This is a genomic window from Agrobacterium sp. O3.4, from assembly GCF_041414895.1.
In the GTDB taxonomy this organism is placed as follows: domain Bacteria; phylum Pseudomonadota; class Alphaproteobacteria; order Rhizobiales; family Rhizobiaceae; genus Agrobacterium; species Agrobacterium cucumeris.
This window is the reverse complement of record NZ_JALPZP010000002.1, coordinates 1-13730: the sequence shown is the minus strand read 5'-3', so window position 1 is coordinate 13730 and position 13730 is coordinate 1. Positions and strand designations below refer to the sequence as shown.

General features: G+C 58.3%; 11 protein-coding genes. 6 read left to right on the top strand and 5 right to left on the bottom strand.

Going from position 1 to position 13730, the window contains the following annotated elements; genetic code table 11:
- The first annotated feature begins 309 nt into the window (after positions 1-309).
- The 4 genes from M0412_RS12730 (at position 310) to M0412_RS12715 (ending at position 5157) form a co-directional block, all read left to right on the top strand.
- Complete coding sequence (locus tag M0412_RS12730; protein WP_269698876.1) at positions 310-1677, top strand: FAD/NAD(P)-binding protein; 1368 nt, start codon at positions 310-312, stop codon at positions 1675-1677.
- Positions 1678-2091: 414 nt separating this feature from the next.
- The gene (locus M0412_RS12725; protein WP_142841782.1) at positions 2092-2487 is read left to right on the top strand and encodes a RidA family protein; all 396 of its coding nucleotides are present in this window, start codon (positions 2092-2094) and stop codon (positions 2485-2487) included.
- Positions 2488-2519: 32 nt separating this feature from the next.
- Positions 2520-3608, top strand: coding sequence for a D-TA family PLP-dependent enzyme (locus M0412_RS12720; protein ID WP_142841783.1), 1089 nt, complete (start codon positions 2520-2522; stop codon positions 3606-3608).
- A 70-nt stretch (positions 3609-3678) separates the two neighbouring features.
- Positions 3679-5157 carry a M81 family metallopeptidase gene (locus tag M0412_RS12715; protein WP_269698875.1) on the top strand — a complete coding sequence of 493 codons (1479 nt, stop codon included), beginning with the start codon at positions 3679-3681 and terminating at the stop codon, positions 5155-5157.
- A gap of 44 nt (positions 5158-5201) precedes the next feature.
- Here the strand turns inward: M0412_RS12715 and M0412_RS12710 are convergent, their stop codons facing one another.
- The 5 genes from M0412_RS12710 to hutI form a co-directional block, all read right to left on the bottom strand.
- Complete coding sequence (locus M0412_RS12710) at positions 5202-5771, bottom strand: HutD family protein (protein ID WP_269698874.1); 570 nt, start codon at positions 5769-5771, stop codon at positions 5202-5204.
- A gap of 62 nt (positions 5772-5833) precedes the next feature.
- Positions 5834-7507, bottom strand: a complete 1674-nt coding sequence (gene hutU / locus M0412_RS12705; protein ID WP_142841749.1) for a urocanate hydratase — start codon at positions 7505-7507, stop codon at positions 5834-5836.
- 11 nt (positions 7508-7518) lie between these two features.
- Positions 7519-8322, bottom strand: a complete 804-nt coding sequence (gene hutG / locus M0412_RS12700) for an N-formylglutamate deformylase (protein ID WP_269698873.1) — start codon at positions 8320-8322, stop codon at positions 7519-7521.
- A gap of 84 nt (positions 8323-8406) precedes the next feature.
- Entirely contained in the window at positions 8407-9951 is a 1545-nt protein-coding gene (gene hutH / locus M0412_RS12695; protein ID WP_269698872.1) for a histidine ammonia-lyase, read from the bottom strand.
- Entirely contained in the window at positions 9948-11207 is a 1260-nt protein-coding gene (hutI, locus tag M0412_RS12690; protein WP_269698871.1) for an imidazolonepropionase, read from the bottom strand. Before hutI ends, hutH begins: the two co-directional genes overlap by 4 nt.
- 114 nt (positions 11208-11321) lie before the next feature.
- Here hutI and M0412_RS12685 point away from each other — a divergent pair, with 114 nt between their 5' ends.
- Both M0412_RS12685 and hutC read left to right on the top strand, forming a co-directional pair.
- On the top strand, positions 11322-12668 hold the full coding sequence (locus M0412_RS12685; RefSeq protein WP_142841753.1) for a formimidoylglutamate deiminase: 1347 nt from the start codon (positions 11322-11324) through the stop codon (positions 12666-12668).
- A gap of 51 nt (positions 12669-12719) precedes the next feature.
- Complete coding sequence (hutC, locus tag M0412_RS12680) at positions 12720-13445, top strand: histidine utilization repressor (RefSeq protein WP_237681414.1); 726 nt, start codon at positions 12720-12722, stop codon at positions 13443-13445.
- Positions 13446-13730: the final 285 nt, after the last annotated feature.

Genomic DNA, 13730 nt, shown 5'->3' with positions numbered 1-13730 from the left:
CTAAAGCATTGTGGAAGAATCACATTTGGTTTTTGTGACAGTTTGACGGTTAGCCGCGGCTAACTTCTTTAATATTGGTCGGCGGGAGCGATTGCCGACTATCCGACCGTCGGCGATTCAAAGCCCTTGGAGTTAGCCGCGGCAAACTTTCCGCAGCGGATATAGAGATGTTTGACCTTCGACCAGACGCAGTGGGGAAAAGTGAAGGGTGGACATTCGCAGGCGTTTAATCTCTACTCATTGACTAGAGTATCGTTGGGCCGCGCGCTCCCGGGTGGCTATTCATACTGTCGCAGGTTGGAGGAATGAATGTCCTATGATGTTGCTCTCGTCGGGTCCGGCTTCGCTGCCATCTGTACTGCCGCCCATCTTCTCTCTTCTCTGCCAGCGAAGGCCTCGATCGTTATTGTTGGCGACGAGTCTGACTTTGGGCGTGGAACAGCCTATCGTACCGAACTACCCTATCACCGGCTGAATGTCCCGGCTGGACGCATGAGTGTCTTTCCTGACCGCCCGAATGATTTCGTCGACTGGCTGAAGGAAAGCGGGATAGGGGACGATCCTCTATTGTTTGCATCGCGCGGAGATTATGGTCTCTATCTGAGAGATAGATTGGCCACCCTGTTGAGGAGTCGGGAACAGAGAGCAAGGGTGGATTTCATTCGGGCCAAGGCTTCCACCTGTCGCCCTGCCGATGCGGGCGGATTCACCTTCGTGCTCGAAAACGGTGAGACCATGCGCGCGCAAAACGTTGTTCTGTGTGTGGGTGTCGGGGCGGCCAGTTTGCCGGTGCAAACTGTCGCGAATGACGAGGGCAGGGCGCAGCGGATCATCGGTCACTGCTGGCAGCCGGGATGGCTGTCGAAGGTTAAGACGGGCGACCGCGTCTGTATTCTCGGTTCCGGGTTGACGATGATTGATCAGGTGCTGACCCTGCGGGGAAAAGGGCACACGGGGCCAATCCATGTTCTGTCCCGTCGCGGGCTTGTGCCGCATCCGCATATCAGCCCCCCTTTGCCTCCCGTCGATCCGATATTACCAGAGGAAACCACTGAGATTAGCCGCCTGTTACAGTCTTTGCGCAAACAGGTGAGGGACGGCGCGCCATGGCGGACGGTGATGGATGGATTGCGGCCGAGAACGCAGTCGCTTTGGCAAGTTCTCACGGTTGCTCAAAGAAGCAGGTTTCTCCGGCATGCACTTCCCTGGTGGAATATTCACCGGCACCGCATCGCGCCGGAGGTTCATGCGGCTTTTGAGAAACTGCTTGCGGATGATGTTCTGGAAGTCCACGCGGGTTATCTGAACTCCGTTGAAGAGCAGGATGAAGGCATTACCTTGCGCTACCGCCGCCGGCATACGCAGATATCGAAAGAGCTGCAGGTGGACTGGGTTGTCAATTGCACCGGTATGGAGCGAGCGGGCATTGGTCATTCGCGCCTCTTGGAAAATATGAGGAACGACGGTGTGCTTCTGCTGGATCCTCTGGGTCTCGGCGTCGAGGTGGACGACGAGTCTCGCCTGTTGCGAGCGGATGGACAAAGCTGGCCCGGCCTCTTCGCCGCTGGCGCGCTGACGGCGGGCCGTTTGTGGGAAATAACCGCCGTGCCGGATATTCGCGTACAGGCGCAAAAAATTGCGCAACACGTCACGGACAGGGTGTCAGCGAAGGGGTAAATTGCTGATATGAAATATCGGAAACATCAACTGTGCTCGAGGAATGTTTGTTCGCCGCTGGTCGTCTCCGGATTGACCATCCCTGGTGTTAGCCGCGGCAAACTTTCCCAGTTCGTGAATAGCTAACGAACGAACAGTTGTTGATTTCCAAGCCCGAAGGCACGGGTCGGAACCACTTGCCTAGGAGTGGTGGATGGGAACCTATCGAATGCTCTTGCAGCAAGAGTTGAATTCTCGAGAATAGCGCTCATCCCTGATGTAAGGCCGGATTAGCGATTTCGTGCTGGCAATGGCGTGACAGGCGCGTTTCCTCCAGTTTGCTAAATAATTTACATCGCTTATGGAATGTTGCCGTAAAACCGGCTATAAATTCCGGAAAATGCGATAATGATGAAAATTATTTGCGAGGTTTTAATGGAAAAGCAGAAGCTGGTAAGATTCGCAACGGCTGATAATCAGGCCGGCGGCCAACGTCGACCATTTGCCAAGGCCGTTCGGGCCGGCGATTTTGTCTATGTTTCCGGGCAGGTGCCGACTATTGACGGGGAAGTGGTGACCGGCGGCATCGTGGCACAGACCGAGCAGGTTGTAGCCAATATCAAGGATGTTCTGGCGCTTGCCGATTGCACGCTTGCCGATGTGGTGAAGGTTAATGTCTGGCTGGACGATGCCCGCGACTTTTCGAGCTTCAACGCTGTTTTCCAGAAATATTTCATTGATCATCCGCCGGCTCGCTCCACCGTGCAGTCGCCGCTGATGGTCGATGCAAAGGTGGAAATGGACGTTATCGCTTATAAGCCATTGGCTTAACTATCTGATTTTTATGGCTTTGAGAGCATATGATGACCTATCCCTGGCCTGAAGAGGGCACACCACTCGATGCGATTTCAACGCCGATGCCGGTGATCGATGAAGATCGGCTTGCGGCCAATATTCTCAAGGCGCAATCCTATCTCGATGAGCATGGCAAGGCCTTCCGACCGCACATCAAGACGCACAAGATCCCGGCTATCGCCAGGCAACAGCTTCAGGCCGGCGCGATCGGCATCAATTGCCAGAAGGTCAGCGAAGCGGAAGTTTTCGCGGATGCCGGCTTCGACGACATCCTGATTACCTTTAATATTCTTGGCGCAGCAAAATTGTCGCGACTAAAGGCGCTGAATGCGCGTATTGGCCGGTTGAGTGTCGTTGCCGACAGCGCCGCGACGATTGCTGGCCTTGCTGGCACATTTGATACGGAAAAGCCGCTCGCCGTGCTTGTCGAATGCGATACCGGCGGAAAGCGTTGTGGCGTACAAACGCCGGAAGCCGCCCTGGTGCTTGCAGAAAAGATCAATGCGGCTCCGGGTCTCGTTTTCAAAGGCATTTTGACCTATCCGGCACCGGGCGGCGCTGAAAAGGTCGAGAGTTTCATTGGCGAGACAATGGCGCTGCTGGCGGCGAAAAGCATCGAATGCCCTGTGCGCTCCAGCGGCGGTTCACCGGATTTTTACGCCGCACACCTTGTGCCTTCGGCAACCGAACACCGGGCGGGTACCTATGTCTATAATGACCGCGCCATGCTGCGCGCCGGTCATTGTGCGGCTGGTGATCTGGCAATGCATGTTCTCGCCACTGTGGTGTCGCGGCCCACGCCCGATCGAGCCGTGCTCGATTGCGGTTCCAAGGCTTTGACCTCCGATCTTCTTGGTTTCAGCGATTACGGGCTGATCGAAGGTTATGAGGGTGCAAAAATCATCTCGCTTTCGGAAGAACATGCAGTTGTCGATCTATCCGGCTGCACGTCCGGCAGGCCGGAAATCGGTGATGTGGTCAAGGTCGTGCCGAACCATACCTGCGTCGTCAGCAACCTTTTCGACAGGATGGTGTTTCATCGAAACGGTCTTGTGACCCGGGTTGAAGACGTGGCCGCACGTGGTACCGTCTGGTAAGATTACCCGGCTAATCATATTAAGGGACAGAAAACTGCGTAAAGCAGTCCCGGTAACGAGAAATACAAAAATGCGTATATTCACGGCGTCGCTCGCCACCGAAACCAACACGTTTTCGCCCGTCCCGACGGATATGGATGCTTTCCGCGCGGCTTTTTATGCCGGGCCGGGTGAACATCCGGAAACGCCGACGCTCTGCTCTTCGCCGGTGCCAATCCTGCGGCGTCGCGGCAAGGCGGAAGGGTTCACGGTGATTGAGGGCACGTCCTGCTGGGCGGAGCCTGCAGGTCTCATCCAGCGCCAGACTTATGAAACGCTGCGCAATACTATCCTTGCGGAGCTCCAGGAAGCGCTGCCGGTTGATGCGGTCGTTCTTGGTCTTCACGGCGCAATGGTGGCGCAGGGATATGATGATCCGGAAGGTGATTTTCTGTCGCGTGTGCGCGCAATGGTCGGGCCCGACGTGTTGATCGCGGCGGAATTTGACCCGCACAGCCATCTGACGGCGCTGCGAGTTAAAAATCTCGACCTCATGGCGACGTTCCTGGAGTTTCCCCACACCGATTTCGAAGAACGCGGCGAGCATGTCGTTGAACTGGCGCTGCGTACCCTGCGTGGTGAGATCAAACCGGTCATTTCCACGTTCGATTGCCGCATGATCACCATTTATCCGACCAGCCGCGAGCCGATGCGGTCTTATGTGGACCGTTTGAAGGCGATGGAAGGCAAGGACGGCATCCTGTCGATTTCGGTCATCCACGGTTTCATGGCGGGCGATGTGCCGGATATGGGCACGCGGATTGTCGTCGTTACAGATGGAGACCGGGAGAAGGGCGATGCGCTGGCCGAAAAGCTCGGCCATGAACTTTATGCCATGCGCAAAGTAACCGCCATGCCCATGCTGGATACGGAGTCAGGCCTCGACAAGGCACTTGCCATTCGCAGCAGCAATCCGGACAAGCCGGTGGTGGTGTCGGATATTTGGGACAATCCGGGAGGTGGCGTTGCGGGTGATGCCACCTATATCCTGCGGCGTATGGTGGAGCGCGGCATGGATAATATCGGCGTCGCGACGATCTGGGATCCCATTGCGGTCTCTTTCTGTCACGCCGCGGGCGAGGGGGCAGAGATCGATCTGCGCATCGGCGGCAAATCCAGCCCCGAGGGCGGTGAGCCGCTCGACTTCCGCATAAAAGTGATGCGCACCGTTGAGGCCGGCTGGCAAAGTTTCCGCAACAGCCGCGTCACGCTTGGCCGCGCTGCGGTTGTCCGGCCGGTTGGCACAGAGATCGATATCATCCTCATCACCAGTCGCACCCAAACTTATGAGCCGGATATCTTTTCCAATCTCGGGATCGATTTCGCTAAAAAAGACGTCCTGTTGGTCAAGTCAACCAATCACTTCCATGCGGGTTTTGCGCCGGTCGCCTCGGAGATCGTCTATATCGCGGCACCGACCTCTTATCCGACCGATCCGGCTAAAACCGCTTATCGCAAAGCGAGCCTCAAGCTCTGGCCACGTGTGGCCGATCCGCTGGGTCTGGACTAGGACTTTTCCAGTAAAAGCGGAATTGCTCCAGGCGTACGGTCGCTTCAGAGGGGCTGAAGTGTGATGAGGAAAAACGCGCCCGTATTTTGATCGGGCTCGACAGTGAAAGGCCGACTGTTTTCGATCAACAGGCTGTCCAGCCGATCGAGATTGGCTTTTTCATCGCCGCTGGAGACCACAAGCGCATCGAGCGCGAGGACGAGTGTCGTGACACCCTCTGCTGTCGCGGAAAATGTGCCGGAGCGCTTTTGCACGGCATGGCGGAAAGCCGAGCGGCGGGTCATGACGTTCAGATCGACGATCGGGCCGCCGGGCAATGTCGCATTGACAGGAACATCCGCCGAAAAGGGCAGGGGAGCACTCTCCATCGTCAGCAGCAGTGGCTCGTTGGCTGCGATCGCAAGCGCCATGCCATTGCCCTGAAGAATGGACAGGGTGCGGTCTATGCCGGGAAAAATCGAAAATGGTCCGTCGGTTGCAACGGTTGCCATGCTGATTCGCCAATCGAAATCATTCACGGAGGCGGCTGGCGGGAAGATAGCGATTTCCACGGTTTCGCCACCGCCATTTTTCCAGGGCATGCGTTTGTAATCGCTTGCGTGCAACAGGGTCATGATTTTCCAACTCCGCACGGTGCTGGCCGGAAACGCCTTCCGCATTTCCGGCCAAACACGAATCAATTGCCGAGAATGCCAGGCAGGCGCAAGCCCTGCTCCTTGGCGCAATCCACGGCGATCTCATAACCGGCATCGGCATGGCGCATGACGCCGGTTGCCGGATCGTTCCAGAGCACACGCTCAAGCCGGCGAGCGGCATCGTCGGTGCCATCGGCGCAGATGACCATGCCGGAATGCTGGGAGAAGCCCATGCCGACACCGCCGCCATGGTGCAGCGAAACCCAGGTCGCGCCGGAAGCGGTGTTGAGCAGCGCATTCAGGAGCGGCCAGTCCGACACGGCATCCGAACCGTCCTTCATGGCTTCGGTTTCGCGGTTGGGCGAGGCGACGGAACCGCTGTCGAGATGGTCGCGACCGATGACAACAGGCGCTTTCAGCTCGCCGTTCTTCACCATTTCGTTGAAGGCAAGGCCCAGACGATGGCGGTCGCCAAGCCCGACCCAGCAGATACGCGCCGGCAGGCCCTGAAACGCGATGCGCTCGCGTGCCATATCCAGCCAGTTATGCAGGTGCTTGTTGTCAGGCAGCAGTTCTTTCACCTTGGCGTCAGTCTTGTAGATGTCTTCCGGATCGCCCGAAAGTGCCGCCCAGCGGAACGGGCCTATACCGCGGCAAAACAGCGGACGGATATAGGCGGGAACGAAGCCGGGGAAGGCGAAAGCGTCCTCCAGCCCTTCATCCTTGGCGACCTGGCGGATATTATTACCGTAATCGAGCGTCGGAACACCGGCGTTCCAGAAATCGACCATGGCCTGCACATGCACCTTCATCGAGGCGCGGGCAGCAGCGGCGACGGCCTTCGGGTCACTTTCCTGCTTGGCGCGCCATTCGGCAACGGTCCAGCCGGCCGGCAGATAACCGTGGATCGGATCATGCGCCGAGGTCTGGTCGGTGACCATGTCGGGGCGGATGCCACGGCGAAACAGTTCAGGGAAGATTTCCGCCGCATTGCCGATCAGGCCGACGGATTTTGCTTCGCCTGCCTTGGTCCATTGGTCGATGAGTGCCAGCGCCTCATCCAGCGTGTGTGCCTTTGCATCGACATAACGGGTGCGCAGACGGAAATCGACGCGGGTTTCATCGCATTCGACGGCTAGGCAGCAGGCGCCTGCCATGACGGCGGCCAGCGGCTGTGCGCCGCCCATGCCGCCAAGACCGCCGGTCAGGATCCATTTGCCCTTGAGGTTGCCGCCATAGTGCTGGCGGCCGGCCTCGACGAAGGTCTCATAAGTACCCTGCACGATGCCCTGCGTGCCGATGTAAATCCACGAACCGGCCGTCATCTGGCCGTACATGGCGAGCCCCTTCTTATCCAGCTCGTTGAAATGGTCCCAGTTGGCCCAATGCGGCACGAGATTGGAATTGGCGATCAAAACCCGCGGCGCATCCTTGTGGGTGCGGAATACGCCAACCGGTTTGCCAGACTGCACGATGAGGGTCTCGTCCTCGGTCAGATCCTTCAGCGTCGCGACGATGCGGTCGAAATCTTCCCAGGTGCGGGCGGCGCGGCCGATGCCGCCATAAACCACCAGTTCATGCGGCCGCTCGGCGACATCAGGGTCGAGATTGTTCATCAGCATGCGCAGCGGTGCTTCCGTCATCCAGCTTTTGGCGTTCAGCTCATTGCCCTGCGGCGCGCGGACTTCGCGAATATTGTGGCGCGGATTATCCATGTGATTTCCCCTTATCGTTGCGTCTCGAGCGCGAAATTTTCCATACGCGTGAGAATGGTTTTGAGATGGTTGCGCAGGCGTTCCGCCTTTTGCGCGTCATAGGCGAAAGGCGGTACCTCACTGGCGAGATGGGTGGATTGCGCCAACTCCATCTGGATAGCGTGCACGCCGGCTTCCGGTTTTCCATAATGCCGGGTCGTCCAGCCGCCCTTGAAGCGGCCGTTCAGAATGCTGTCGTAACCGTCAGCGGCAGCGGTCACGTCCACGGCAATTTTTTCGATCGTCGGATCGCAGGTCCTGCCCATATCCGTGCCGATGTTGAAATCCGGCAGCTTACCCTCGAACAGAAAGGGGATATGCGAGCGGATCGAATGGCAATCATAGAGAATTGCGATGCCGTGAATGGCCTTCACCCGCTCGATTTCCGCTGCAAGGGCTGCATGATAGGGCGCGTGGAAGGTTTCCACCCGATAGGCGATATCAGCTTCATCCGGTTGCTGCCCCTCGTTCCAGATGGGCTTGCCGTCGAAATCGGTTTCCGGAACCAATCCCGTCGTGTTCTGGCCCGGATAAAGGCTCACTCCGGCCGGGTCGCGGTTGGCATCGATGACGTAGCGGTGGAAGGTCGCCCTTACGGTTGTCGCGTTATCGAGAAGCCCTTCATAGAGTTCATGGATATGCCAGTCGGTATCGGCGAGAATCCTGCCGTTATCGTTGAGGCGATCCCAAATCGCAGCCGGCACATCCGTACCGGTGTGAGGCAGCCCGAGAATGATCGGCGAGATGCCTTGGTGAAGCGAGAAAGGCGTTTTCATTGATCAGCTCCTTCTGCACTGCCGGGCAGAGAGGGTAACCCCAACGCACCGACCGGAACGGAGGAAAACAATTGGCTTGTCATCTCAAACCTCCAGCTTCGGCAAAATGTCATCCGAAATCACGGAAACCAGAGCGCCGGTAGCAATCAGCTCAGCTGCCGCCTTCAGATCCGGCGCCATATAACGGTCCTCTTCCAGCGAGGGGATTGATGCACGCAGCACGGCAATCGCCTTTTGCAGTTCCGGGCTGGTTTTCAGCGGCCCACGCAACTCCACGCCCTGGATGGCGGAAAGGGCTTCAATCCCAAGGATGGCGAAGAGATTTTCGGTCATTGGCAGCAGGCGACGAGCACCATGGCAGGCCATGGACACGTGGTCTTCCTGATTGGCGGAGGTCGGTGTGGAATCCACCGAGGCCGGATGCGCCATCTGCTTGTTCTCGCTCATCAGCGCGGCGGACGTCACTTCGGCGATCATCAGGCCGGAATTCAGACCCGGCTTTTTGGAAAGAAAGGCGGGCAGACCGTAGGAAAGGGCCGGATCGACCAGTAGTGCCACGCGTCGCTGGGCGATCGCGCCGATTTCGCAGATGGCAAGTGCCGTCTGGTCGGCGGCAAAGGCCACTGGTTCGGCGTGGAAATTGCCGCCGGATACGACGGAATTGTCTGATAGCACCAGCGGATTGTCGGTCACCGCATTGGCTTCGATTTCCAGCGTGCGTGCCACCTGCCGTAGAAGATCAAGGCAGGCGCCATCCACCTGCGGCTGGCAGCGAATGCAATAGGGATCCTGCACCCGCTCGTCACCTTCGATATGGCTGACGCGGATTTCCGAACCTTCCAGCAGATTACGCAACGCCGCACCGGCATCAATCTGGCCCTTGTGGCCGCGCAGGGTGTGAATATCAGGATGGAAAGGAGCCGATGAGCCCATGGCGGCATCCGTAGAAAGTGCGCCGGTAATCAATGCGGCCTGTGCGGCGCGATGGGCACGGAAAAGACCGGCCAGCGCCAGCGCCGTCGAGGTCTGCGTGCCGTTGATCAGCGCCAGGCCTTCCTTGGCGGCGAGAACGACCGGTGTCAGCCCGGCTTTCGCAAGCGCTTCGCCGGCGGGCAGAAGCCCTCCTTGATAAAGAGCCTCGCCTTCGCCCATCATCACGGCGGCCATATGGGCGAGCGGCGCAAGATCGCCGGAGGCGCCGACCGAGCCCTTTTCCGGGATGACCGGGATGACGCCCTTTTCCAGCATGGCCTCGATCAGCCGCACCAGTTCCAGCCGTACACCGGAGGCGCCGCGGCCGAGTGAAATCAGCTTCAGCGCCATGATCAGCCGCACGACATTTTCAGGAAGCGGAGCGCCCACACCGCAGCAATGCGACAGGATAAGGTTTCGCTGTAGTGTCGCCACATCGGCCGCATCGATCTTGATGGAAGCGAGTTTGCCGAAACCGGTATTGATGCCATAAACAGGCGCGTTGCCAGCGGCGATCTCCGCTATGCGCGCCGCCGCCTTTTTTATGCCCGCGTCGAATGAGGGGTCGAGCTTCGCAGCGCCATTGTTCCAGTAGATATCGGCGAGGTTGGCAAGGGCTACATTGCCGGGGTGAAGCGTGATGGTCTTCATGGTCATGACGAAACCTTCTGTCCCTTGAAAATGCGGGCATGGAGCGGATTGAAACCGATGCGGTAGACAAGTTCGGCCGGGCGCTCGATATCCCAGATAGTGAAGTCGGCGGATTTGCCGGCCTCCAGCGTGCCGGTTTCCGCAAGCAGGCCAAGCGCCTTGGCGGCATTGCGCGTCGTCGCCGCAAGGCACTCTTCCACGGTCATGCGGAAAAGCGTGGCACCCATATTCATGGTCAAAAGCAGCGAAGTCAGCGGTGAGGTGCCGGGATTGCAATCCGTTGCCAGCGCGATTGTTGCGCCCGCATCGCGCAGGTCCTGAACCGGCGGGGCCTGTTTTTCCCGGAGCGCATAAAAGGCGCCGGGCAAAAGCACGGCCACGGTTCCCGCTTTCGCCAGCGCCTTTGCGCCTGTCTCATCCAGATATTCCAGATGATCGGCCGAAAGTGCGCCATAGGAGGCGGCAAGCTTTGCCCCGCCAAGATCGGAAAGCTGCTCGGCATGCAGTTTGACGCGAAGACCAAGCTGCCGTGCTTTTTCGAAGACGCGGGTGATCTCCGCGACGGAGAAGGCGATGCCTTCGCAAAAGCCGTCCACCGCATCCACCAGCCCTTCGGCATGGGCTCTTTCCAGCCCCGGCAGAACGACATCGGTAATGTAATCGGCGTTGCGGCCCTTATACTCGGCGGGCGTCGCATGGGCTGCCAGATAGCTGGTGACGATCCGCACCGGCCGCAGCGTTTCAAGCCTGCGAGCAACACGCAGCATTTTCAGTTCAGTCTCTATATCGAGACCATAACCGGATTTGATTTCAATGGTGGAGATGCCCTCTGCCAGCAGCGTGTCGAGACGCGGCAATGCCTGAGCCACCAGAGCGTGTTCCGAGACGGCGCGCGTATCGCGCACCGAAGAAACGATGCCGCCGCCCGCCTTGGCGATCTCTTCATAGGTCGCGCCATTCAGCCGCATTTCGAATTCCATCGCCCGGTTGCCACCGAAGACGAGATGAGTATGGCAGTCGATCAAGGAGGGGGTGACCCAGCGCCCGCCGCAATCGGTGATCTTATCGGCTGTGGCCAGATCGACAGGCAGATCCTTTTCCGGGCCGGCAAAGGCGATGCGGCCGCCGCGCACGGCAATAACGGCATTTTCGACCGTACCAATGCCTTGCATGGTTGGATCAAAAGTCGCCAGCCGGGCGTTGCGCCACAAGGTCGTGGTGTTTCCCGCTGCCGCTCCCTTTACGGATTTGTTCCCTGGCATTTGCTTTTCGCCTTTCCTTTATGGTTTAAATGTATATACATAATAATCGGCTTGGCAAGCCGCAATTTCATGTCTGAAATGGCCTTGCCCATAACGAAAAGAGGAGAGGGTGGCATGACGGCAATTCACGCGGGCACGGCATTGATGGCCGGGGGATGGGTGCAGGACGTTCGCATTGTTTGCGATGGCGGCGTTGTTTCATCGGTCGAAACCGGCGTTTCGCCTCAGCCGCAGGATGAACGCCATACCGTCATCGTTCCGGCCATGCCCAATCTCCACAGCCATGCCTTTCAGCGGGCCATGGCCGGGCTTGCCGAAATTCGCGGGCCGGCCGATGACAGTTTCTGGAGCTGGCGCACCGTCATGTATAAATTTGCGCTCTCCATGACGCCTGACCATGTAGAGGCGGTTGCCGCCCAGCTTTATATGGAAATGCTCGAAGCCGGTTTCGGCCGGGTCGGGGAATTTCATTATCTGCACAACGACAGGGATGGTTCGCATTACGGCAATATCGCCGAAATGGCCGAACGCATCGGTGCGGCCGCCGCACAAACCGGTATCGGCCTGACATTGCTACCGGTCTTTTACGCGCATTCCGGTTTTGGCGGGCAGCCGCCGATCGACGGGCAGAAACGTTTTATCCATTCACTCAACAGTTACGAAAGACTGATGCAGGGCGCGCAGGCAGTGGTTAAATCCCTGCCGGGTGCCGCCCTGGGCATCGCGCCGCACAGCCTGCGCGCCGTAACCGGCGAAGAGCTTTCGGCCATCGAGCCCCTGGCAAAAGGTGGGCCTATCCACATTCATGTGGCGGAACAGACAAAGGAAGTCGAAGATTCGCTCGCCTTTTCAGGAGCGCGACCGGTTGAGTGGCTTCTGGCGAATGCGCCGGTCGATGATCGCTGGTGCCTTATCCATGCCACGCATATGACGGAGGCCGAAACGCGCCGCATGGCGAAAAGCGGTGCCGTTGCGGGCCTCTGCCCAATCACCGAAGCCAATCTCGGTGACGGCATCTTCCCCGCTCCGGATTTTATCACGGAAGGGGGGTATTATGGCGTCGGCTCCGATTCCAACATTCTCATCTCCCTGCCGGAAGAATTGCGGACACTCGAATATTCGCAGCGTCTGTCGCGACGCGCGCGGAACGTCATTGCCGATGCCGGAGGCTCCACCGGTGAAAAACTGTTCCGGCGGGCGCTTGCAGGCGGCGGCAGGGCCCTGGCATCACATAATGCAATAGAAAAGGGAAAAAGCGCTGATCTTGTCGCACTGGATATCTCGGCTGTGTCCTATCTTCCTGCATCCCAGATTCTCGACCAGTGGATATTCGCGGGCGGTGTCCATGTCGATTCCGTCTGGGTGCGCGGTGAAAAACAGGTGCAGGCCGGCCGCCATGTCCGCCGCGGTGAAATATCGGCGCGCTTCAACAAGGTCATGGCTGAACTTCTCGATAGCTGATATGGGCTCCACTGAAACGAGATCGAGCCGGTGTGGAAAGGCATTACGGACGTGACGAAAGCATCGGCCGGGCAGACCCTGCATCAGCTTATCCTCAGCGAGATCGAGGGCCGGATCGTTTCGGGGGAATGGCCGCCGGGTTACCGGTTGCCGTTCGAGGTCGATCTCGCCACCCATTATGATTGCTCGCGCATGACCGTCAACAAGGTCATGGGTCAACTTGCCAAGGCGGGTTTGATTGAACGCCGCAAGAAATCAGGCAGTTTCGTTCGCCAGCCGCAGATCCAGTCAGCCGTTCTTGAAATTCACGATATCAGGGCCGAGGTGGAATCCCTTGGTCTGGATTACGGTTTCAAAATCCTGAAATGCGCGCAGCGTGCGGCAAAGAGCGAAGATCGTGCAAGTCTCGATGTTTCCGTTGGCGCACCCTTGCTCGATATCATCTGCATCCATTTCGCAGGCATGCGGGAATTCTGCGTCGAGCAGCGTCTCATCAATCTGGCCGCCGTGCCGGAGGCTGCCGATGCTGACTTCACCGAGATTGCGCCCGGTCCCTGGCTGCTTGGCCATGTTCCATGGAGCAATGCCGAACACCGGATCAGCGCCGAAATAGCCTCGAAGGAGATTGCCCGTCTGCTGGGTATCTCTGACAGGCAGGCCTGCCTTGTGGTGGAGCGGCGAACCTGGAGCAACTCCGGCGCCGTCACCTATGTGCGCTTCTCCTATCCCGGCAATGCCCATGCCCTGGTCGCCCGCTTCAGTCCTTCCTCCGACTGAGATCAGCAAAGGCGGGATCCTCCTATTATCGAAAGGGCGCGGCCGCATTGGCCGTCAGACGAGAAAAGCACGGAAATCCGCCAGTTTTCGCGAAAGTCCGCAAACTATCGTTGAAAACCAATGAGTTAAGTGATTTTCTTATTTTTTCCGATTTGTGCTGTTGACTTGTTTGAGGTGATGGATTTATAAGTCCGCTCACTGAACGAGGGCGGCGGCGCTGCTGGCGACGACGACTTTCGTTCTAAAGAAATCAAGTTGATGAGCTGATTGCTTGTTGGTTTCCCG